We start from the raw sequence: 23,366 nt of genomic DNA, 5'->3' as shown, positions 1-23,366 counted from the left end.
AGCGGACATCAGGGCAGTACAACTGCCCTGACTCCCCCATGAGAGCCCTTAGCATGCCTCGCCCGCACCCGCCCCCACGCTGGTACCTGATCCAGTGCAAACCCCGGCAAGATGCCCGCGCCGAGGAAAACCTGATTCGCCAGGGCTTCACTTGCTACCGACCCACCCAATGGATCGAACGTATTCAGCGCGGTCGCCGCAACACGTCAGTAGAGTCTCTCTTCCCCGGCTACCTTTTTATCCAACTCGACCAACTCAACGATAATTGGCACCCGATCCGCTCTACCCGCGGAGTGAACCAACTGGTGACGTTCGGTAAACTACCGATTGCGGTCGCCGACGAACTCATCGAGCAATTGCAACAGCAACTCAACGAGGCACCCGTAGCGTCCGCAACATTCGAGCCCGGCGACAGGGTGCGCATCAACCGCGGCAGCTACAAGGAACTGGAAGCGATTTTCCTGGCCCGCGACGGTGCCGAACGCATCGTGATCCTGCTCCAGCTCCTGCACCGCGAACACACCCTCAGCGTCCCGATCGACGCAATAGAAAAAACCTGATCCCCCCCATCGTTTTGCTCACCTGAAACAACAAAAATAAAAATCAATGACCGACTTGTGAGTGCTGAAGCTGCTTGCAATATCGAACCCTGCCCGAACCACGGCAAAACTGGTTGGAAACCGCTCCTTGCCCAATAAAAACGCCACTTTTTGTTGGTTCTGTCCTACAAATCCGCCTTCACTTTTCCTACGAATTCGGTAGAATGCACCCCCGGCTGAGGCTAACCACTTCATTCAGGCAGGATGCCTTGCACAGCCCCCGTTGTGCAGCAGTCAAGGAATAGACGCATAGTCCTCTGCCGAGCCATGGCTCGGCCTGCCCGATTACCCCCTCGCCCCACAATAAATTGCCAGCGCTCGCGCATCGGCTCATTCGTCGCACCCACGGCGCACGTTCTCAGGAAACCAACGGTCAATCCTGGGGCGGTAGCGTGCCCAAAACCTTGATATTGGCCAAGGCGAGTGCGTTCCCTGCCACGGAAATGGGAACGCCACGACACCGAGCGGTTTGTGCGAGAGGCTCAAACAGCAACTAAAGCGGCATGGAGTGAACACTCCAGACAGCAGGCATACCCAGGAAGGCTATGCCCAAATCGACGCAAGGGACATTATTTTGATTCGCAAGCGCAACACCAAGCTACCAGACAATCGAGGTCTTACTTTTTGGACCCAATGGCTAGCTGCAATCTCCGTCCTCATCCTCCTGCTGTGTGCTTTGGCAACGATGAAGACCGGAGAAGTCGAGGCCCACTACCGCATACTTGCGGCATTCATACTCCTCGGCTCGGTCCCAGCCTACTCCATGATGCAGGTCTACCATAAACACCATGGTTACCTGGTAGGACTTGGTCGCTTACTGGCCGGGTGGCTGACACTTCTTTCTGGCCTTACCGTAGTTGCGTTCGTCACCAAAACCAGCGAGCTTTTTTCCCGCGAAGTCATCATCATTCTCGCGTTTGCCGGTTTCGCACTTCAAGCCTGCCTCTATGTGCCGCTGCATAACTTCTCCCGGCGCTACCAGCAAAAGCTGCAAGCCGCCCGCACCTCGCTGATTATCGGCACCGGCGACCTGGCCCAAGAACTCGCGGACAAATTGGTTCGCAATAGAAACGAACCACTGGTTGGCCTGGTAGCCGCGGACGACCGGCCCTCGCCCAGCAATGGCCTGTACCCGGTGATTGGCAGCCTTGCCCACTTGCGGGACCTGATCGCAACCCACCAGATTCGCCGCCTTTACATCGCCTTGCCGCTGACAGAAGCCGAACAGATCGAAGGCCTGTACATCGACCTGCTGGACTCCAGCGTCGACGTCATCTGGACCCCAGACCTGCAAAGCCTGATCCTGCTCAACCACTCCGTCAGTGATATCGAAGGCCTTCCCGCCATTCACCTGAATGAGAGCCCACTGACGTCCTACCCCACCGCCGCCGCCTCTAAAGCGATCATGGACCGGACCGTCGCACTCATCGCGATCATTCTCCTCAGTCCGGTATTGTTGGCCACCGCCATCGCCGTCAAATGCTCATCCCCTGGCCCGATCCTGTTCAAACAGAAACGCCACGGCTGGAACGGCAAGATCATCAAGGTCTGGAAGTTCCGCTCGATGCGCATGCACGACGACCAGGAAGTCAAACAGGCCAGCCGTGACGACCCTCGAGTCACCCGCGTCGGCCAGTTCATCCGCCGTACGTCCCTCGACGAACTGCCGCAACTGTTCAATGCCCTGCAAGGCCGCATGTCACTGGTAGGCCCTCGTCCTCACGCCGTGGCGCACAACGATTACTACACCGGAAAAATCGATGCCTATATGGCTCGACATCGGATCAAACCGGGGATTACTGGCTTGGCTCAGATCAGTGGTTATCGTGGCGAGACAGAGACCATCGACAAGATGGAAAAGCGTGTAGAGCTTGATCTCGCGTACATCAACAACTGGTCGTTGTGGCTGGATATCAAGATCCTGATCAAAACGCCCTTCACGCTCCTCTCAAAAAATATCTACTGACGTCTACTTACGTCCTTCGCTGCAGAACGCTCTTTCGCCCCGCACTCTTGACTCACCAAAATAATGGTCCGTACTTTATGAAAACCCTCTGCGTCTTCGGCACTCGGCCCGAAGCTATCAAGATGGCCCCTCTGGTTCTCGCTCTAGCCTCTGACGAACGCTTCGATGCGAGGGTTTGTGTCACAGGCCAGCACCGAGAAATGCTTGATCAGGTACTTGACCTGTTTTCGATCACCCCAGACTTCGACCTGAATATCATGAAGTCCGGCCAGGACCTGACCGATGTCAGCACAGCCATCCTGCAGGGCTTGAAAGGCGTATTTGCACAATTCAAACCGGATATTGTGCTGGTCCACGGTGATACCGCGACCACCTTTGCCGCGAGCCTCGCGGCCTACTACCAACAAATTCCAGTTGCGCACGTTGAAGCGGGCCTGCGTACCGGCAATCTCTATTCGCCCTGGCCTGAAGAAGGCAATCGTAAGTTGACTGGTGCCCTGGCCAGCCTGCACTTCGCGCCGACCGAAACCTCACAATCGAACCTGCTACGCGAAGGCGTCAATCCCGAAAGCATCATCGTTACAGGCAACACTGTAATTGATGCATTGCTGGACGTAGTGGCGCGACTTGATAAGGACGAGGAACTCAATCAAAAAGCCGCCGCACCGGGTGCATTTCTCGACCCATCCCGGAAATTGATTCTCGTGACCGGACATCGCCGAGAAAGCTTCGGCGACGGATTTGAGCGAATCTGCAATGCGTTGATTGAAGTCGCTCAGCAAAACCCTGAGGCTGAAATTGTTTATCCGGTGCACCTCAACCCCAATGTTCGCGAACCCGTCAACCGGTTGCTTACCGGCATCGACAATGTTCATTTGATCGAACCTTTGGATTACCTTCCGTTTGTTCACATGATGACCCGCTCTCACATCATTTTGACCGACTCTGGCGGCATTCAAGAGGAAGCGCCATCTTTGGGTAAGCCGGTACTGGTGATGCGCGATACAACAGAACGGCCAGAAGCAGTGGCCGCGGGTACGGTGAAACTGGTTGGCACTGAAACCGCTAACATCGTCAGGGAACTGAATCGTTTACTGACAGACCAAACAGCCTACCGGACGATGAGTTTTGCCCATAACCCATACGGTGACGGTAAAGCTTGCCAGCGAATTCTTGAGTCGTTACTTAACTATCAAGCCACCAAATAAAACGCCATGCTTTTAGCTGTGGTTATCTGATCCTAAAAACACATATCAAGGACGCTCAATGCCCTTTGCAACTATCTCGGTTATTGGCCTCGGTTACATTGGCCTGCCAACGGCGGCAGTCTTCGCCTCACGTAAAAAACAAGTAATAGGCGTCGACGTTAATCAGAACGCGGTGGATACCATCAATCGCGGTCAGATTCATATTGTAGAACCAGATCTAGACATGGTTGTACATGCCGCGGTAACTGAAGGCTATCTGCGTGCGACTACGCAACCAGAACCTGCTGATGCTTTCCTGATTGCAGTACCCACTCCATTCAAGGGCGATCACGAACCGGATTTAGGCTATATTGAGTCCGCTAGTAAAAGCATTGCACCAGTTCTAAAAAAAGGTGACTTGGTAATTCTTGAGTCAACTTCCCCTGTAGGAGCTACAGAGCAGATGGCTGCTTGGTTGGCCGACGCTCGCCCGGATTTGAGTTTTCCACAAACTCACGGTGAAAAGTCGGATATTCGCATCGCTCATTGCCCTGAACGAGTGTTACCCGGGCATGTATTACGTGAATTAGTACAAAACGATCGCGTGATCGGCGGAATGACCCCCAAATGTTGCGAGTCAGCAATTAACCTTTACAAAATCTTTGTCCAGGGCGAGTGCATTGTAACTAATGCTCGCACTGCGGAAATGTGCAAGCTTACTGAAAATAGCTTTCGCGATGTTAACATTGCATTCGCGAACGAGCTTTCAATGATCTGTGACGAACTGGACATCAGCGTATGGGAACTAATCCGCTTGGCGAATCGACATCCGCGGGTCAATATCCTACAACCTGGACCCGGTGTGGGTGGGCACTGCATCGCCGTCGATCCGTGGTTCATTGTCAGTAAGTCACCAGAGCAAGCACACTTAATTCGTACTGCTCGAGAAGTGAATGACAGCAAGCCACAGTGGGTGATCAACAAGGTAAAATTGGCGGTTTTTGAATTCCTGCAGACGAATCCTGATAAGACAATACGCGACGTAACAATTGCTTGTTTCGGACTAGCGTTTAAGCCAGATATTGACGACTTGCGTGAAAGCCCTGCTCTAGCGATTACCCAACAAATTTGTGAGACTCACCCCGGCCCAGTACTCGCGATAGAACCAAACATCAGCGAGCTACCGCAGGAATTGTCAGGCAAGCTAAATCTGACGAGCGTGGAAACCGCACTATCAGAAGCAGATATTCTTTTGATACTCGTGGATCATAAAGAGTTCAAAGAAATACCTTCTAGCACAATTCAAAAACATTCCTTCGTAGATACACGCGGAATTTACGCTCAAAGATAATTTCGCGAACCCGACATAAATAGCCCCCAAAGATAGATACCTAGTTAGACTCTGCAGGGCTAACAACTCAATCTACGAGTTCAAAAAAAGCGAAGCATCACCTCAAAACCTGCCCCGTTTAACGGGGCTTTTTGGGGCAAAAGAACTATTCACTCAGCGCTTCAAGCCAGATAAAAATAATCGCGCGAGAAAACCACCACCTCAAACTCACAACATATAAAACCAACAAAAACCGCCTTCTATAGCACTCACTACTTTAATATCCTTCCCTACCACTACCAATTAGCCATCGCCACACTAAATACCAGCAACACATCCACTACAACAATAAATTACATAATATTCAAAGACAGCTAAGCACGCACTCGCAACACTTAATAAAAACACAACCCTCTATGACAGACAAATAACCTATCGACTTTTTATTCACCTCTAGCAAAAGCAAATATGAATACGCTATTTTTAATATTACGAACCCACTTATCCTTTCTTATTATGTGTGCAGGGTCCGGAGCGTTATTCCTCTCAAACATCCTAACAAAAAAATTTTTAACACCCTCAGATTACTTATCCTTATCTTACATAATTACAATTACCACCATACTAAGCTCATTCGCACTCGGCGGAATGGAACAACTAATAATTCGCTACGGGAGATACAACAACAACAAATTTGAAATCGACAAAACCTCCGCATGCTGCACTGGCATAGGAATAGCAATATCAGTTACTTTTAGCCCAATAATAACTAAAGTTATTTTCCCCAACCAACTCAGCACGCTCTGGATCTCACTACTTACTCTTACTTTCTGTCTCTCACTGATCAACTACAATATTTCTAGAATAAAAAGTAGTTTTGTGGAAGCTCAGCTTATCTCTGGCGCCTGGAAATTCTCAATTTTCCTCGGCGTCTTAATTTGCATTCTCAGTTTAAGCTCAGCCCTGGAGAGCGCCTTATTAACAACAATTGCACTCGCTGGATTATTAAATATCTATTATTTTTTAAAAAACGCGAAATCACTAGCAATAATCAGATCAAACCAATCACCTCTTAGCACCGCACTAGCGTTTTCTTTCTCTCTGGCAATAATGACCGTACTAGGTAGCTTCGATCGAATTTTGGCTGAAAAATTTTCGGGCCAATCCCTATTTACCGAATATGTTTATTTTTCCATGATTTTAATTTTCCCCTTCAACATGATCGCTTCTTATATTGGATTTAGGGAGGCAATTTTTTTCAAAACCAACTTCTCAAATAATTTATTTATACACAAGACACGGACACTGCTGATAAAAATAACAACAGCGTTTTTCTTATTTGGTGGATGCATTTATTTAATATCACCACTTATTGAGTTAAAAATAACCTGGCTAAACATGTTACTGAGCTACTTCCTGGTATCCATAAAGTGCATTTACTCTTTGCTTTCCTCCGTAATGGGAAGCAGAGCTTCTGCTAAGGACATATGGAAATCAAATATTTACTCCGCCACGGCAATCATTGCTATCTTCGCAATTTTCTCCACGCTCAGTTACGACATCACAACGAATAGCCTACTGACACTCTTTATTGCCCTGTGGCTTTCTAGGGCAGTTATTTTTACGCATACGGTGCTCTCAGAAAAAAAATGATCAAATATGAATTAATTCTATGGACAATGAAACTAACCTCTTTAATCCCAGGAAACATAGGCTGCCATATAAGAAATGCGGCACTCCCTTACAAGCGCGGGATAAATGTTAAAATATGGGATGGCATTCATATTGATAGCCCATCAAAACTACAGCTAGGCGACAATATTTCAATTAACAGAAACTGCTTAATCAATGCTGGCGGAGGTGTAGAAATAGGAAGCCGAACTTTAATCGGCCCCAACGTAACAATCTACTCTCAAAATCATTTATACAAAGACATGTCTATCGATATTCAACAACAAGGCTACGAACGAAAACCCGTTATAATTGGCACTGATGTTTGGATTGCATGTAACGCAATATTGCTACCAGGAGTAACCATAGGCAACGGATGTGTTATTGCTGCCGGTAGTGTTGTAACCCACAGCACCCCCCCCTATACAATAGTTGCCGGAGTCCCAGCAAAAGTAATAGGACATAGATCTTGAGAACGCTGATATACATCTTTCTCCCTTTCTTCTTTTTGATTTCAGCGCTTTGCAACGGAAATTATTATTTCTACTACATATCATTAATGGCTACACTGATTTCCTGCTTATACTTCGCCCGAGACATAAACTCAAAGATAATACTGTACTTTATACTTGGGTATTATGGAATTTCGCTCCTAAACATATCTAACTACCGAGGATTCATAACAGATGAAGGAATGTATGCATTCCACTTATTCCTCGGCGCATTTGCTATTACAAACCTATTGCTCAGTATTAAAATCCCCACACGCTACCCTCCTCTTGAAAAAGTAAAAACAGTACGCAATGGGACTTTCCAAGCCTTACTCTTAGCACACCTAGCAGTTGCTTATGCAGCACTAGGTCTAGTACTCGTTACGACGGGGAACATTTTCCTGAATCAGGATTTAAGATTCAATATCCCTGCTTGGCTAGGCTATGTTATCAGAAGCCCGCTTCCTATTATCCCTATTCTATATTTTCTTCCATATAGCCAACGACGAAAACTTTTCCTATTCGCACTGATCTCCCTGCCAAGTGTATTTATTGGTGCGAGGGGAACAGCAGTTTCTTTTATAGCCTCCTACGCATTACTCGTAATGATCGGGCTTATTAATCGACGAACCCGCGAATCAATTAAAAAATCAACACTTCGAAGTAAAAAATTTCTCAAGATTTTTGGCTTTTCCTCTTTAGCGTTTTTTATAACTATTGCATCTGGATTTTATATCAGGCGATACAATAGCCAAACTTGGTCTTCAGCAGGAGACATCGCACAGCAATATTTTCAAAGCGACTCGATTTTTGTTTTTATCATCCTACCGTTTTACTTAGCTTTCAAAGAAACAACAGGACTTGCAAATCAGATAATAAACAACAACTTAGAGCTAGTCAGCAATATTTTCTTTTCAGACTTTTATACACTATTACCAGGAAATCATGATGCGGCCGGGAAACTTTTTGGTGACGAGATAGGGCGCATCGGCGGGGGTGGGTTAACTCCCGGCATCGTTGGCGGACTGTTTTTGGATTTCAAGTATTACGGCATTATTGGAATGATTATCCTCGCCACAATTCTAACTAGAAGTTATGCAGCTACGGTTAAGAACCCTAAATACGCAGCTGTGTACTCAATCTTAGTGTTTCAATTCATCCATCTTTTCCACAGAGGCTTTCCGAAGCCAGAGTACTTAACATTCATTATTATTGCTTTTTTCTACACCTTCTTCTTTCTGAGAAAAAACAATGCTTAAAGTTCTTCACATACTACATCAATCATCACCCAACATAAGCGGATCATCAACCCGTACAAACCTAATATTAAAATGGACCTCAACTCTTGGAATTGAGAATGTAGCTCTAACATCACCATTTCAAGAGCCATTTGAGAAAAAACTAGCTACAAAAATAGAGCTGTTTCCAAAAATTGCCGTTAAGGTTTACCGGAGTTATATTTTCAAAAACCTGAGTGTAGGATTAAAGAGCAGTACCTTTATAAAAATAAAAAAAATAATCACCCTCCCTTATTTTTTCTTTCGTATTGCGCACGTTATAAGAAGAGAAAATCCTGACATTTTGCACGCCCACGCAACCTTCCTTTGTGCAGCCCCGACAATTTTTTGGGGTTGGCTCTTTAAAAAACCAGTTGTATATGAACTAAGAAGTCTTTGGTTTGAAAATGATAACTTCAAAGCTAGCAACCTAACCAAACGCCTAGCAGCTTCATTAGAAAAATTCTGCCTCAACAACTGTCAAAAAATAGTAACCATTTCAGACGGCCTTAAAAATTATGTAGAGGCGCTCCCACAAAATAATAAACAACGCTCAGTCAGCGTCATTAAAAATGGGATTGACGACGATTCTATAACTACATGCGCCCCCCTTCAAAATAGAGATTTAAAACAACGATTCGGATATGTGGGATCCGTTATTGAACTTGAAGGCTTAGATTATGTGATACACGCTCTAAAAATTCTAAGTGATCAGGGCGTCGAAATTGATTTTCATATATATGGAGATGGAAGCTCGCGGAAAGCTCTCGAATCTCTTAGCGACAGCCTAGGGGTATCCGTTCATTTCCATGGGAAATTCCACCCAGACGAAGCACTAAATATATATAACCAACTAGATACGATTATAAATTATAGAAAATCGGGAGAAGTCAGCGAAAAAGTTACCCCGTTAAAACCTTTAGAGGCTCTTCTCCATAGAAAAAATCTTATATGTTCAAATGTAGGTGGATATAAGGAAATTCTTGATGGTGACCATGCTATATTCATACAGGCAGATAATCCGTCGTTACTAGCACAAGCAATCTTGACGCAGCATCTAAACAGATACAACCATCTTGATTTAATCAATAAAGGTTTTGCTTTCGTTACGAAAGAACGTCTCTGGTCAAAAAACGGGGAAAAATATCTTGAACTGTACCGGAGCACACTTTAACAGCTAAACCAATATTATGCCGCCAGGATTCTCCACGTGTTTAAATTTTTGTTATTTATTTTACTGCAAATCCCCCTTATTTCTGTCGCAGACATCACCAGCAAAGTAAATATTATTGAAATCCATATAGCCCAAAATGAAATCAATGGAGTCACTACATTTTTATCCTTGCAGCAAGCGATTGACCATTCTTACGAACTTTCTTCTTCGAACATTTCCACTGTAAAATTCTTGATTCATGGAGGCACCTATAATAAACAGGCAGCAATTTTGCGCCCGAAACAAGGTGTTCACTATGAATTTACTTCCGAGCCAAGCAATTTGCGCCTGCCAATGTTTGATGGTAACGGCGAGCAACTAACATGGCTCAGAGTTTTATCGAAAGATGGTTATGGATCCAACGTAATCATCGGCAACCTGCATATTAGAAACTATTTAACAGCGATATCCATCGAAGGCAACAGAGAGAACCAACGAGAATTCAACGCTCACAATAAAATATACAACATGCGCTTCGAAAATATTGGTCAAACCTCACCCGACTCACCTCCGAGCACTGCTGTGATTAGATTTGTAAATTCTCGTCAGAACGATGTTTCTGGCAACGAATTTATCAACATCAAGAACGTGCAAAGCTGTGGACTGTTACACGCAGTTTACTTAGCGCATCACTCAAGTGAAAACCTCATAAAACGAAATACCTTCACAAATCTCTGTGGTTCTCCCATTCGTATAAGGGATGATTCAAATTACAACAAAATTCAACTTAATAAATTTCGAAACATTCAAACCATTGAAGCTATGGACGAATGGTTTTGCGATAAAAATATAAGGCACGACTGTACTAAAAGCGAACCAGAATTACGCTCCCACCTAAACACCTTCAACAAAAATCATATCGAACCATAAATTTCATGGCTTTAAAAATATGATTCAAACATTTTCAGTTGCCGTGTTAAGAGCCGAGAATTTTGTTGTATCACCACCTGTGAAATAGACTTTTACTGTGACGAGATCAACCATGCAAAGAATTGAATTTTTAGGGTGCCCAATGGACGTCGCCTCCATGAGCGACACTGTCCAGAGTATTCATAACTCAATAACTGAGGGCCGATTCACACAACACGTCGTGGTGAATGTCGCAAAAATAGTAAACATGCGAACAGATGCTCAACTGAATGAATCCGTACGCTCTTGCGACATAATAAATATAGACGGCATGGGAGTTGTGTTAGGCGCACGATTTCTAGGTCATCCTGTAGCGGAAAGGGTGGCAGGTGTTGATCTTTTTCATGAACTTCTGAAAATGAGTGCAGCTAACAATTTTTCTGTATTTTTGCTTGGGGCGGAAGAAGATGTTGTTGCCAGCACGGCCGGCAAAGTAGCAAATCTTTATCCTGGGTTGGAAGTTGCAGGGTACCACCATGGCTACTTCTGGGATGACGAAATATCTCTAGTCAAACAAATCCGCAACTCTGGCGCGAAACTGCTCTTTGTCGCAATAAGCTCCCCTATGAAAGAAAACTTCATTAATCGATGGCAAGACGAACTTGGTGTCGCATTCGTTATGGGAGTTGGCGGCACTTTCGACGTAGTCGCCGGCAAAGTAACTCGCGCTCCAAAATGGATGCAAAACTATGGACTTGAGTGGTTCTATCGTGTACTCCAAGAGCCTCGCAGAATGTGGCGACGCTACTTAACGACAAATAGTAAGTTCGCTTGGTTGCTTATCAAAGAGAAATTCAAACGCTGATAGTGCGTAGTGTGCAAAAATTACGTTGAGCGCAAGCCAACTATAGGCGGGACAAATTGATTTTAGGCATACGCTCATTCTTGCATTAACCATATTTTTTTCTGTCATCGAAAGCCGCCCCCTTTGCTCACTATGCCCTCAGCATAATCGGTAATTTCAGCTCGCTTTTTACTAATCTACAGCTAGCCATACTCTCCGGCGCAAGCCCCAACCTTAGGAGCAAAAACATCGTAAAAAAAACCAATCCTAATCACCTCTAGCTTGCAATTTAATCACCTACTGCAATACCCTTACATCCTAGAACCCTCAGGGATTACCCATTCAAGGAGCATGCACATGCAAAAGCTACTCGCCATCGCCCTCGCCACCTCTATCAGCCTGCCATTGATGGCTGCTGAAACCACTCCAGCAAAGGCGCCGTCTACTGCTGCAAAACCTGGAGCATCTTCCGAGTTGTCCCTGTCCACTCCAATCGCTGGCGGTGTAACCGTTGGTACTGGTCTGGCAATCGGCGCAGGCGTAATCGCTGCTGGCGTTGCTGCTTCCAACAGCGGTGGCGGCGGTGGTAACGACGGTACCCCAGGTACTACTGGCACCACTGGTACTACCGGCACTACTGGTACCACTCGGTAACAGACCCCCGCTTAAAGTTCGATACGCTAACCTCCCAGCCTTGCTGGGAGGTTTTGTTTTGCCTATTCCCTTCGAGCAATTTCTACAATGAATCGCGCGCTTCCCTTGGCCATGCTGGTTGGCCTGACCCTGCAAGGCTGCATTTTCTCCCCTGGTCAGCACATGGACACGGGCAATCTGGTACGTGAAGGTTCCCCGGAAAGCAGCCGTATCGAGCTGGTTCCGATTACACCTAAACTGGTGGCCATTGAAGCGGCCGCGGACCATTCGAACATCGTCCCCCCCGAACTGCTGCGCTACCAGCCTGCTGAGTACCGCATTGGTGCTGGCGACCTGATTTACATCACTGTTTGGGATCATCCAGAACTGACCGCACCTTCTGGTCAACAACAGCAAATTGAAGCAAATGGACGCCTCGTTCGCCCGGATGGCTCACTGTTTTACCCCTATGTAGGCACAATCAAAGCAGCCGGAAAAACCATTGAGGAACTTCGTTCTGTTATTTCTTCGCGCTTGGCCAAGGTCGTCGCCGAGCCCCAAGTAGATGTCAGTATTCTTCGCTTCGTAAGCCAAAAAGTTATTCTTTCGGGAGCGTTTGCCAAAACGGGACAGCTACCAATTAATAACACACCATTGAGCCTGTTGGAGGCCATAGGTCAGGGTTCAGTTGAAACAGGCACTGCGGACATTTCCGGTCTGGTGCTCAAACGCGATGGTCATGAATATCTGATCGACCTCGACGCACTCAACCGCAAGAACTCGAATCTCCACCATATCTACCTGAAAGATGGCGACCAACTGCACCTGCCTTACAACGACCAGAAAAAGATCTATTTGCTGGGTGAAGTCAACTCTGCGCGCTCCCTTATCTTCAAGGGTAGCAACATGAACCTAACTGACGCACTTGGCAGTGTTGGCGGCCTACGTCAGGAAACCTCCAGCGGCAAGGAGGTTTATGTCATCCGTGGAGTTGAGAACCTGGCAGACGAACCAGTCAAGGTGTTCCAGATCGACTTGAAGTCGCCGTCTGCGTTTGCCGTTGCCCAGCAGTTCAAACTGAAGCCCCAGGATGTGGTTTATGTCGGCCCGGCCGATGTCACCCGCTGGAACCGCTTTATCAGCCAGGTCTTCCCAACTGCCAACCTGTTGCGTACGGGTGTTGCTATTCAAGATGACATGGGCAGCGAAAACTAAGATTTGGAATTCTTGTGAAATATCTGCGACTGGCCACCCTGACGGTGGCCTCCTTGCTGGTGAGCGCCTGCAACCCGTTGATGACCGCTTCCATGGACACGCTGAAAGCCGCTTTCGAAGGGCCTGAGCCTCTGGAACTCACACGCCAGCAGGTCGATGCTACGCCTTACTACCAGATCACCATCGAGGCGCCTACGGGTGAAGCCGTGATGGCACTGGTGCGTCTGCAGGACGGTGTCGGCTTCTGGATGGCTTCGACCCGCCAGATCCTGATGCTTGAAGACGGCCTGGCCATTCGCAGTGTCGGTTTCAACGACAATCTGGATGGCACTCGCTTCGACGGCGCGTCGCCGTTCAAGACCGGACTGCACCGTATTCCCGATGGCTTGCAAACCCGACGCCAGGTGGACTTTACCGACGGCTATCGAATGGGTGTCAGCGTGACCAGCCGCTTCAACAAGAAGGGCCTGGAGACCGTGCACATCCTCGACCGCGACGTCGAGTTATTGCGTGTGGACGAAGAGATCTCAATGGACGGCCTGGGCTTCACCGCGCAGAACCGATATTGGGTCGATCCGGCCGACGGTTTCATTATGGCCAGCGTGCAACACCTCACCCCCGAATTGCCCCTACGCATTGTTCAAGTGCGCCCGAATAAGCCGGTAGTGCAATGATTTTTCGCTCTTCCTGGCTGCTTTGCTGCAGCCTGCTCATGACTTTTGCCGCAAATGCTGACTCACTGGTCACGGTACAGGGCGATGCCGCCAAGCCCGGGCGTTATTCGTTCGTGGCCGGCACGCGCCTGCATGACGTGTTGTTGCAGGCTCAAGTAAGCCCCAAGGCTTATCTGCTCGGCGCAGCCTGGTTGCATACCCCTCTGCGTGATGCGCAAGAGCGCCTGAAAGTCGGCGTTCTTTTTGATCTGTCTTCCTTGCACAGTAATGCGCTAGCGGGCGATCAGGTTGGGCTGGCAACGCTTGCCGCGCGCCTTCGCGACAAGGTGCAGGCCATGCCGGTGACCGGGCGCAAGGTCGCCCAACTTGACCCGGTGCAGATTGAGTTGAATCGCGTTAATAACCGCTTCCTGAGTGATGGCGATGTACTGCTTTACCCGCTTCGCCCAACCACGGTTCGGGTCGAAGGCGCGGTGCTGGGTGAGTGCGAATTGCCATTCCAACCGTTACAAGCAGCGGTCGACTATCTCAAGGCTTGCCCACTCGATCCAAATGCCGACGCCGACTGGCTGTTCGTGATTCAGCCTGACGGGCGAGTGTTCAAGGGTGGCGTGGCTCTGTGGAACGAAACCACATCCGTACCTCCGGCTCCGGGCGCACGCATTTATGTGCCGGTGCATAACAGCAAACAAGGTGATCCCACACCTGACTTGAATGCCGAATTGGCTGCCTTCATTGCCACCCAGCCATTGCTGGAGGTGAAACCATGAAGTATCAGTTGATCCCTTGCTTGTTGCTGGGTTGCAGCACGTGGGCGGTGGCAGAGCCGCGCTATACCCAGAATGACTTTGGTGGCGTGGGTCTGCTGCAAACGCCTACTGCGCGTATGGCGCCTGCGGGTGAATTGTCTTTGAACGCTAACCGTACTGATCCTTACAGTCGTTATAGCGTGTCGTTTCAGCCGTTTGATTGGTTGGAGGGGTCGTTTCGCTACACCGCTATTTCTAACCGCGATTACGGTTCAGAAGAATTAAGTGGCGACCAAAGCTTTAAGGATAAGGCCATTGACGCGAAGGTGCGCCTGCTCGAAGAAACCCACTGGATACCGCAAGTTGCGCTGGGTGCACGAGACATCGGCGGTACTGGTCTGTTTTCCAGCGAATACTTTGTAGGCAACAAACGGTTCGGCGATTTCGATCTCAGTCTCGGGCTCGCCTGGGGTTACATCGGCAATCGTGGTGACATGGACAACCCCCTGGGTTGGATTGACGACAAGTTCGACACCCGTCCGGATTCGACGGGTTTGGTTGACACGTCTGGTAGCTTCAACGCAAACAGCTACTTCCGAGGCTCACCCTCCTTCTTCGGCGGCGTGACTTACCAAACTCCCTGGGACCCGCTGTCGCTCAAGCTGGAATATGAAGGCAACGACTACCAACACGAACCTCTGAACAACAACCAAATCCAGGACTCGCCCATCAACCTCGGCTTCGTTTTCAAAGCCAACGACTGGATCGATCTGCATGCTGCCTGGGAACGCGGCAACACCGCGATGTTCGGCATCACCATGCACACCAACTTCGCCACCCGCAAGGCGCCGACCAAGAGCTTCGACCCCAAGCCCGAGCCTGTGTCCGACACCAAACCCATGGTCGCGCCGCAAGATGTGCAGTGGGCCGGTGTCGCCAAGCGCCTGCAAAACAATGCCGGCTACACGGTTTCGCGCATCACCCAGCGGGATTCCGAAGTCATTGTTTATGGCGAGCAAGGCCGTTATTTCCACACGCCGAAAGCCGTCGGCCGCGCTTCGCGCATTCTGGACAACAGCGTCAACGACGAGATCGACTGGTTCACGATGGTCGACACGCGCTACAGCCTGCCGGTCGAGGAAGTCAGCCTGCCACGCGACACCTTCCGTGAAGTGGTGCAAGAGGATCGTCCGCTGGAAGACCTGCGTCGGGTGACCGAGATGAACGTCCCGGTACCGCATCAGGAGAAGACCCTGTTCGAGCAAAAGCCTGACCCGCTCAGCTATGGCTTGGGCCTGGGCTACAAGCAAAACGTCGGCGGCCCCGACGGGTTCCTGTTGTACCAATTCAGTGCGGACTTGAATGGCGAGTATCGCTTCAAGCCCGACCTGTGGTGGAGCGGTACCCTGAGCGCGAACCTGGCGAACAACTTCGACAAGTTCAAGTACGACGCACCTAGCGGTCTGCCGCGTGTGCGTACCGACCTGCGTCAGTACATGACGACGTCGGAAGTCACCATGCCGACCTTCCAGATGAACAAGGTCAAGCAGCTGGATGAAGACCTCTACGGCATGCTGTATGGCGGTTATCTGGAGTCAATGTTTGCCGGTGTCGGTGGCGAAGCGCTGTATCGTCCGATGGGCGAACGCTGGGCCGTGGGTGTGGACATGAACTGGGTCAAGCAGCGTGAGTTCGATCAGGGCTTTGGTCTGCGTGACTACAGCACCGTCACCGGCAATGCCACGCTTTACTACCGCAGTGCGTTCCAGGACATTCTTGGTGCGGTCAGCGTTGGGCGTTATCTGGCCAAGGACTACGGGGTTACCCTGGACCTGTCCCGTGAATTCAACAATGGCGTGCGTTTCGGTGGCTGGGTGACGGTGACCAACGCGACCAAGGAAGAGTACGGCGAAGGTAGTTTCGGCAAGGGCATTTACTTCTCGATTCCATTCGATGAGTTGATGGCCAGCTCCACCACCCGCCGTGCCAGCCTGGCGTGGACGCCGTTGACCCGTGACGGTGGTGCCGCACTGGCGCGCAGCTACTCGCTGTATTCCCTGACAGAGCGTCGCAACATCGACCTGTTCCACAACAACTTCTACAAGGTCACCGAATGAAGCAGCGATTCCTGCAAGCCCTGCCCAAGCTCGCGTTTTTCGTGATCTTGCTGGTGCTGGTTTTCGCGGGAATGCGCGGTGAGCCGGTGCCCCAGGTGTTCGAGAACCAGGACAAGCTGCATCACTGGGCAGGTTTTGCCTGCCTGACGGTGAGTGCCTATCTGGCGTTCCCCGGCACGCGGTTGGTCTGGTTGCTGTTCTGGCCGTTGGTGGGCTCGATGGTGATTGAGCTGGAACAGAGCTTGATGCCACTGCGCAGCGCGTCATGGGGTGACATGGTGGCCAATGCCACGGGCGTGACGTGCGGTATGTTGGTGATTCTGGCGTGGCGCGGGTATCGCAACACCAAGCTCAAGAAGGCGACTGAGCTGGCGTCGTAATGCGCCAGCCTTCCCACTGTGGGCGCTTGCTTGCTCCGGGCGGCGCTCCGACGATTTTCGTTCAGTTGACATCGATGTTGTCTGATAGACCATCGCGAGCAAGCTCGCTCCTACAGTGGTTTTGTGTACACCCCTTGGCACAACGTCGGCTGTTGAAAAAATAAACTCAACAATTCCCCTCCCCCGCCGACACCCTGTCAAAGCCTCACGGATTGAAAACGCCATGCGTAACAACCAGCCAATTACACAACGCGAGCGGACGTTCCCGGCTCAGCAACGGTTGATTTCCACCACCGATGCCAAGGGCATGATCACCTACTGCAACGACGACTTCGTCGAAATCAGCGGATTTTCCCGAGAGGAGCTGATCCGTGCACCGCACAACCTGGTCCGTCACCCCGACGTCCCGGCTGCGGTGTTCGCACACATGTGGGCCACGCTGAAACAAGGCTTGCCATGGATGGGCATTGTCAAGAATCGCTGCAAGAGCGGTGATCATTACTGGGTGAACGCCTATGTGACACCGATCTTCGAAGGCAATCAGGTGATCGGTTACGAGTCGGTGCGGGTCAAGCCCACCGCCGAACAGATCCGCCGCGCCGAAGCGCTCTACCAACGCATCAACCAGGGCAAGTCGGCCATTCCCGCCTCGGATAAATGGGTGCCGATCCTGCAGGACTGGCTGCCGTTCATTCTGGTCAGCCAGTTGAGTTTCATGATCGGTGCATCACTGAACTCCCATTGGGGTTTTGCCCTGGCGGCCGGTCTTTCGGTGCCACTGGGCCTGATGGGCCTTCGCTGGCAACAGCGTGGCCTCAAGCGTTTGCTGCGCCTGGCCGAGCAGACCACGTCCGACCCGTTGATCGCACAGATGTACACCGACAGTCGCGGCGATCAGGCACGACTGGAGATGTCCATCCTCAGTCAGGAAGCGCGCCTGAAAACCTGCCTGACGCGCCTGCAGGACACGGCCGAACACCTGACCGATCAGGCCAGACAATCCGATGCCCTGGCGCACAACAGCTCCAGCGGCCTGGAACGTCAACGGGTCGAGACCGAGCAAGTGGCCACCGCGGTCAACCAGATGGCCGCGACTACCCAGGAAGTCGCCAGCCACGTACAACGCACCGCCGACGCCACCCAGGAAGCCAATCGCCTGACCGGTCGTGGTCGTGACATCGCCGGGGAAACCCGCGAAGCCATTCAGCGCCTGTCGGTGGTGGTGGGTGAAACCGGCGTGACCGTGACCCAACTGGCCAAGGACAGCAACGAGATCGGTGGCGTGGTCGACGTGATCAAAGGCATCGCCGACCAGACCAACCTGCTGGCCCTGAACGCCGCCATCGAAGCGGCCCGTGCCGGCGAGATGGGTCGTGGTTTTGCGGTGGTGGCCGACGAAGTCCGTCAGCTGGCGCAACGCACCAGCGAGTCCACCGGGCAGATTCATGCGCTGATCGCCAAGCTCCAGCAAACCGCCAGCACCGCCGTGCAGACCATGGAAGCCGGGCATCGTCAGGCTGAAGAAGGCGTGGCGCGGGTACTGGAAGCGGACCAGGCGCTGGTGGGGATCAGCGAGGCGGTGGCCAACATCACCGACATGACCACCCAGATCGCTGCCGCGACCGAAGAGCAAAGTGCCGTGGCTGAAGAAATCAGCCGCAACATCAGCAACATCTCGGAGCTGGCGGACCAGACTTCGGAACAGGCGCAGAACTCGGCGTTGTTGAGTGAAGAGCTGACCAAAACCGCCAACACGCAATACTCGTTGGTGGAGCGGTTTAACCGCTAGGCCTTGATACCGCCATCGCTGGCAAGCCAGCTCCTACAGAGACCGCAATCCCCTGTAGGAGCTTGCTTGCCAGCGATGAGGCCCTGACGATCACTGCAAACCTCATTCAATAAACGCAGCCACCTTCCCCGCCGCAGCCGCCAAATGCTGCTCATGGCTAAACCCCGAAGCCTTCAACGGCTTCAGATCATGATCCCCCGCCACCAGCCAGAACACCTCGATATTCGGTGACAGCACATAGCCTTCCACTGCCTCGCGATTGCCCAGCGCATCGCGCTCGCCCTGCACGATCAAGGTCCGGGTTTTCAGCCCCGCCAGATGTTCGACCCTTGGCTTTTCCGGCTTGCCCACCGCATAGAACGGATAGCCCAGGCACACCAGCGCATCCGCGCCCAACTCATCGGCCAGCAAACTGGCCATGCGCCCGCCCATGGACTTGCCGCCAATGGCCAAACGCCCAGTGACATGGCGTCGCACCTGGGCATACACCTCACGCCAGCATTCCAGCAGTTTCGGCGCCGGGTTTGGTGGGCGCTTGCCGCCGTCGATGCGCCGTTGCGCCATGTACGCAAACTCGAAGCGCAATACGTTCACGCCTTGTGCAGCAAGGCGTGCAGCCATGTCGCTCATCCAGTCGCTGTCCATCGGTGCGCCGGCGCCATGGGCGAGGATTAGCGTCGCCGAAGCCTTGCCAGCGGCGGCAGTCCACAACCATCCATGATCCCGCACGCACTGCGCCCATTGATCCCCGTCAATACTGGCCTTGTGCTCTTTGTCCATGCTTGCCTCGCTTTTAGTCTGCCTATAACTCCGGCCGAAGGGTGCGTTGCCTTGCGCTACTCGCTCACTTCGGCTGAACCGTGGATGGGGAACCATGAACACTTCTATCAGTACCGCCTACAACTACAAGGTGGTCCGCCAATTCGCCATTATGACGGTGGTGTGGGGCATCGTCGGCATGGGGCTCGGGGTTTTTCTCGCGGCTCAATTGGTCTGGCCCGAACTCAACTTCAATTTGCCGTGGACCAGCTTCGGTCGCTTGCGCCCTCTGCACACCAACGCGGTGATCTTCGCCTTCGGCGGCTGCGCACTGTTCGCCAGTTCGTTGTACTCGGTGCAACGCACCTGCCAGACGCAATTGTTCGCGCCGAAAATCGCCGCGTTCTGTTTCTGGGGCTGGCAGCTTGTGATTCTCCTGGCAGCCATCAGCCTGCCGCTGGGCTACACCAGCTCCAAGGAATACGCGGAACTGGAATGGCCGATCGACATCCTGATCACCATCGTCTGGGTCGCCTACGCCATCGTGTTCTTCGGCACGATCATGCAGCGCAAGACCAAGCACATCTACGTCGGTAACTGGTTCTTCGGTGCGTTCATCATCACCGTGGCGATCCTGCACATCGTCAACAACATGGAATTGCCCGTCAGCTTCACCAAGTCCTACTCGCTGTACTCCGGTGCCACCGACGCGATGGTGCAATGGTGGTATGGGCATAACGCCGTAGGCTTTTTCCTCACCGCCGGTTTCCTCGGGATGATGTATTACTTCGTGCCGAAACAGGCCGAGCGCCCCGTGTATTCCTATCGCCTGTCGATCGTGCACTTCTGGGCGCTGATCACCCTGTACATCTGGGCCGGTCCGCACCACTTGCACTACACCGCGCTGCCGGACTGGGCGCAGTCGCTGGGCATGGTGATGTCGCTGATCCTGCTGGCGCCAAGCTGGGGCGGGATGATCAACGGCATGATGACCTTGTCGGGCGCCTGGCATAAGTTGCGCAGCGACCCGATCCTGCGCTTCCTCGTGGTATCCCTGGCGTTCTACGGCATGTCGACCTTCGAAGGGCCGATGATGGCGATCAAGACAGTCAACGCCCTCTCCCACTACACCGACTGGACCATCGGCCACGTACACGCCGGCGCGCTCGGCTGGGTGGCAATGATTTCCATCGGTGCGCTGTACCACATGATCCCGAAAGTCTTCGGACGCGAGCAGATGCACAGCATCGGCCTGATCAACGCGCACTTCTGGCTCGCCACCATCGGCACCGTTCTGTACATCGCCTCGATGTGGGTCAACGGCATTGCCCAGGGCCTGATGTGGCGTGCGGTGAACGAGGACGGCACGCTGACTTACTCCTTCGTCGAAACCCTGGTGGCCAGCCACCCTGGCTTCGTCGTGCGGCTGGTAGGCGGTGCGATCTTCCTCAGTGGCATGTTCCTGATGGCCTACAACACCTGGCGCACCGTGCGGGCCTCGCAGCCTGCCGACGTCGCCGCTGCCGCGCAGATGGCCTGAGGAGTCCGCCATGAAACACGAAACTATCGAGAAAAACGTCGGCCTGTTGCTGCTGCTGATGATCCTGGCCGTGAGCATCGGTGGCCTGACCCAGATCGTCCCGCTGTTCTTCCAGGACGTCACCAACAAGCCGGTGGAAGGCATGAAGCCCTACACCGCGCTGCAACTGGAAGGTCGCGACATTTACATCCGCGAAGGCTGCGTCGGCTGTCACTCGCAGATGATCCGCCCGTTCCGTGCCGAAACCGAACGTTACGGCCACTACTCGGTGGCGGGCGAAAGCGTCTGGGATCACCCGTTCCTGTGGGGTTCGAAACGCACCGGGCCGGACCTGGCCCGGGTCGGCGCGCGCTACTCGGATGACTGGCACCGTGCGCACTTGTACAACCCGCGCAACGTCGTGCCGGAGTCGAAGATGCCGGCCTACCCGTGGCTGGTGGCCAACCAGCTCGACAGCAGCCACACCGACACCAAGCTGCGCGCGATGCGCACCCTGGGCGTGCCGTACACCGACGACGACATCGCCGGCGCCGTGGCCTCGGTCAAAGGCAAGAGCGAGATGGACGCGCTGGTCGCCTACCTGCAAGTGCTCGGCACTGCCATCAAGAGCAAGAGGTGAGCCATGGTTGTTGAGATGAGCACTGGAATGATCCGCGGCCTGGGCACTGTCGTTGTCTTCATCGCCTTCGTCGGCCTGACCCTGTGGGTGTTCAACGGCAAGCGCAATCCGGAATTCGCCGAAGCGCGCCTGCTGCCGTTCGCCGACGAGCCACAACCCGACATCACCGAAGAATCTGCAACAAGGAGTACCCGGCCATGACCACCTTCTGGAGTACGTGGATCTGCGTACTGACCATCGGCAGCCTGATCGGCCTGACCTGGCTGCTGATCGGCACCCGCAAGGGTGAAACCAAGGGCAGTGTCGACCAGACCATGGGCCACAGCTTCGACGGCATCGAGGAGTACGACAACCCGTTGCCGCAATGGTGGTTCATGCTGTTCGCCGGCACGCTGGTGTTTGCCGTCGGCTACCTGATCCTTTATCCCGGCCTGGGCAACTGGAAAGGCATCCTCCCCGGCTATGAAAACGGCTGGACCGGCGTGCACGAATGGGAAAAGGAGATGGCCAAGGCTGACGCGAAGTTCGCGCCTATCTTCGCCAAATTCGCGGCGATGCCCGTGGAAGAAGTGGCCAAGGACCCGCAGGCACTGAAAATGGGCGGCCGCCTGTTTGCCTCCAATTGCTCGGTGTGCCACGGCTCGGACGCCAAGGGCGCATTCGGCTTCCCCAACCTGGCCGACAGCGACTGGCGCTGGGGCGGCGCGGCCGAAACGATCAAGACCACCATCATGGGCGGCCGGATGGCGATGATGCCGGCCTGGGGCGAAGTCCTGGGCGAAGCCGGTGTGAAGAACGTCGCTGCTTATGTGCGTCATGAGCTGGCCGGCCTGCCGTTGCCTGCCGACAGCAAAGCCGACCTTCAGGCCGGACAGCAAGCATTCAGTACCACCTGCGTCGCCTGTCACGGGGCAAACGGCCAGGGCACCGAAGCCATGGGCGCGCCGAACCTCACGCACCCGGCCGGTTTCATTTACGGCACCAGCCTGACGCAGCTTGAACAAACGATTCGCCATGGTCGCCAGGGCCATATGCCGGCGCAAAACGAACTGCTCGGCAATGACAAGGTGCAACTGCTGGCCGCGTACGTTTACAGCCTGTCGCACGCAACCGGTTCAGAACCGTTGCTGGCCAAAGACAAAGGCGAATAAATCCTGACCGCTCTACTGCCGCATTCACCCGAATGCGGCAGCCTCCCCGCCTCTTTGCGACGCATTGTCGCACCCTCTTTGGCTGTTCCTTTCGGTTCCCCGGATTCAGGTCTAAGCTTCCTCCGATGCGGACCGGCAAGCACCGGTTCCAGGTCGATCTGAAGCGAGGTGTTCGACGATTCTGCCCGATGACAGGCCGCAAAGGCCGGTAATACCGGCTGTCGCGCCATTTGCCATTGGTCACCCGATCGTTGCGTTTCAACACACCTCGTTACATGTGACCTGAACCCCTCGCCTTTCGAGTTCGCCAGGA

At 52.4% G+C, this 23,366-nt stretch carries 22 protein-coding genes; 21 read left to right on the top strand and 1 reads right to left on the bottom strand.

All coding sequences use genetic code 11. The features are described 5' to 3' along the window. The first annotated feature begins 53 nt into the window (after positions 1–53). The 17 genes from rfaH to B0D71_RS12215 all read left to right on the top strand — a co-directional run bounded on the left by rfaH (position 54) and on the right by B0D71_RS12215 (position 18,984). Positions 54–560, top strand: a complete 507-nt coding sequence (gene rfaH, locus B0D71_RS12290) for a transcription/translation regulatory transformer protein RfaH (RefSeq protein ID WP_103394998.1) — start codon at positions 54–56, stop codon at positions 558–560. 613 nt (positions 561–1,173) lie between these two features. Further along, positions 1,174–2,565 carry an undecaprenyl-phosphate glucose phosphotransferase gene (locus B0D71_RS12285; protein ID WP_103394997.1) on the top strand — a complete coding sequence of 464 codons (1,392 nt, stop codon included), beginning with the start codon at positions 1,174–1,176 and terminating at the stop codon, positions 2,563–2,565. 77 nt (positions 2,566–2,642) lie between these two features. Next, positions 2,643–3,773, top strand: coding sequence for a non-hydrolyzing UDP-N-acetylglucosamine 2-epimerase (gene wecB / locus B0D71_RS12280; protein WP_103394996.1), 1,131 nt, complete (start codon positions 2,643–2,645; stop codon positions 3,771–3,773). A 58-nt stretch (positions 3,774–3,831) separates the two neighbouring features. Then, positions 3,832–5,103, top strand: a complete 1,272-nt coding sequence (gene wecC / locus B0D71_RS12275; protein WP_103394995.1) for a UDP-N-acetyl-D-mannosamine dehydrogenase — start codon at positions 3,832–3,834, stop codon at positions 5,101–5,103. Positions 5,104–5,961: 858 nt separating this feature from the next. After that, complete coding sequence (locus B0D71_RS12270; protein ID WP_133160930.1) at positions 5,962–6,735, top strand: hypothetical protein; 774 nt, start codon at positions 5,962–5,964, stop codon at positions 6,733–6,735. Next, complete coding sequence (locus B0D71_RS12265) at positions 6,732–7,226, top strand: acyltransferase (protein ID WP_103394993.1); 495 nt, start codon at positions 6,732–6,734, stop codon at positions 7,224–7,226. The genes B0D71_RS12270 and B0D71_RS12265 overlap by 4 nt, the downstream gene beginning before the upstream one ends. Positions 7,227–7,447: 221 nt before the next feature. Beyond that, entirely contained in the window at positions 7,448–8,503 is a 1,056-nt protein-coding gene (locus B0D71_RS12260) for a hypothetical protein (protein ID WP_133160929.1), read from the top strand. Then, entirely contained in the window at positions 8,496–9,695 is a 1,200-nt protein-coding gene (locus B0D71_RS12255) for a glycosyltransferase family 4 protein (protein WP_103394991.1), read from the top strand. Before B0D71_RS12260 ends, B0D71_RS12255 begins: the two co-directional genes overlap by 8 nt. Positions 9,696–9,731: 36 nt before the next feature. After that, complete coding sequence (locus B0D71_RS31215; RefSeq protein ID WP_133160928.1) at positions 9,732–10,604, top strand: hypothetical protein; 873 nt, start codon at positions 9,732–9,734, stop codon at positions 10,602–10,604. Positions 10,605–10,716: 112 nt separating this feature from the next. Continuing rightward, positions 10,717–11,448: a WecB/TagA/CpsF family glycosyltransferase gene (locus tag B0D71_RS12250; RefSeq protein ID WP_103394990.1), complete on the top strand. Its 732-nt coding sequence runs from the start codon at positions 10,717–10,719 to the stop codon at positions 11,446–11,448. 336 nt (positions 11,449–11,784) lie between these two features. After that, positions 11,785–12,081, top strand: coding sequence for a hypothetical protein (locus B0D71_RS12245; RefSeq protein WP_103394989.1), 297 nt, complete (start codon positions 11,785–11,787; stop codon positions 12,079–12,081). Between the two features lie 87 nt (positions 12,082–12,168). Beyond that, positions 12,169–13,275 (top strand): polysaccharide biosynthesis/export family protein, encoded by a 1,107-nt coding sequence (locus B0D71_RS12240; protein ID WP_103394988.1) that lies wholly within the window; start codon positions 12,169–12,171, stop codon positions 13,273–13,275. Positions 13,276–13,289: 14 nt separating this feature from the next. Then, on the top strand, positions 13,290–13,949 hold the full coding sequence (locus tag B0D71_RS12235) for a YjbF family lipoprotein (RefSeq protein WP_103394987.1): 660 nt from the start codon (positions 13,290–13,292) through the stop codon (positions 13,947–13,949). 38 nt (positions 13,950–13,987) lie between these two features. Next, a complete protein-coding gene (locus tag B0D71_RS12230; RefSeq protein ID WP_240635691.1) occupies positions 13,988–14,719 on the top strand; it encodes a capsule biosynthesis GfcC family protein in 732 nt (243 codons plus the stop codon). Further along, complete coding sequence (locus B0D71_RS12225; RefSeq protein ID WP_103394985.1) at positions 14,716–16,815, top strand: YjbH domain-containing protein; 2,100 nt, start codon at positions 14,716–14,718, stop codon at positions 16,813–16,815. Before B0D71_RS12230 ends, B0D71_RS12225 begins: the two co-directional genes overlap by 4 nt. Further along, a complete protein-coding gene (locus B0D71_RS12220) occupies positions 16,812–17,195 on the top strand; it encodes a VanZ family protein (RefSeq protein WP_103394984.1) in 384 nt (127 codons plus the stop codon). Before B0D71_RS12225 ends, B0D71_RS12220 begins: the two co-directional genes overlap by 4 nt. Before the next feature lie 223 nt (positions 17,196–17,418). Continuing rightward, a complete protein-coding gene (locus tag B0D71_RS12215) occupies positions 17,419–18,984 on the top strand; it encodes a methyl-accepting chemotaxis protein (protein WP_103394983.1) in 1,566 nt (521 codons plus the stop codon). Positions 18,985–19,086: 102 nt separating this feature from the next. Here the strand turns inward: B0D71_RS12215 and B0D71_RS12210 are convergent, their stop codons facing one another. Beyond that, positions 19,087–19,764 carry an alpha/beta family hydrolase gene (locus tag B0D71_RS12210; protein ID WP_103394982.1) on the bottom strand — a complete coding sequence of 226 codons (678 nt, stop codon included), beginning with the start codon at positions 19,762–19,764 and terminating at the stop codon, positions 19,087–19,089. Positions 19,765–19,858: 94 nt separating this feature from the next. On the opposite strand from B0D71_RS12210, the gene ccoN reads away from it, so the two are divergent. From ccoN to ccoP, 4 genes are read left to right on the top strand one after another with little or no spacing between them, the layout of a single operon-like run. Beyond that, the gene (gene ccoN / locus B0D71_RS12205) at positions 19,859–21,283 is read left to right on the top strand and encodes a cytochrome-c oxidase, cbb3-type subunit I (protein ID WP_103394981.1); all 1,425 of its coding nucleotides are present in this window, start codon (positions 19,859–19,861) and stop codon (positions 21,281–21,283) included. Positions 21,284–21,293: 10 nt separating this feature from the next. Next, a complete protein-coding gene (gene ccoO, locus B0D71_RS12200; RefSeq protein ID WP_103394980.1) occupies positions 21,294–21,902 on the top strand; it encodes a cytochrome-c oxidase, cbb3-type subunit II in 609 nt (202 codons plus the stop codon). Positions 21,903–21,905: 3 nt separating this feature from the next. Further along, complete coding sequence (locus tag B0D71_RS12195) at positions 21,906–22,103, top strand: cbb3-type cytochrome oxidase subunit 3 (protein ID WP_103394979.1); 198 nt, start codon at positions 21,906–21,908, stop codon at positions 22,101–22,103. Next, positions 22,100–23,053 (top strand): cytochrome-c oxidase, cbb3-type subunit III, encoded by a 954-nt coding sequence (gene ccoP, locus B0D71_RS12190; RefSeq protein WP_103394978.1) that lies wholly within the window; start codon positions 22,100–22,102, stop codon positions 23,051–23,053. Before B0D71_RS12195 ends, ccoP begins: the two co-directional genes overlap by 4 nt. Positions 23,054–23,366 lie beyond the last annotated feature (313 nt).

This window comes from Pseudomonas laurylsulfativorans, from assembly GCF_002906155.1.
Taxonomy (GTDB): Bacteria; Pseudomonadota; Gammaproteobacteria; order Pseudomonadales; family Pseudomonadaceae; genus Aquipseudomonas; species Aquipseudomonas laurylsulfativorans.
Note: the sequence above shows the minus strand (reverse complement) of the source record. Positions and strands in the feature narration are given on the sequence as shown.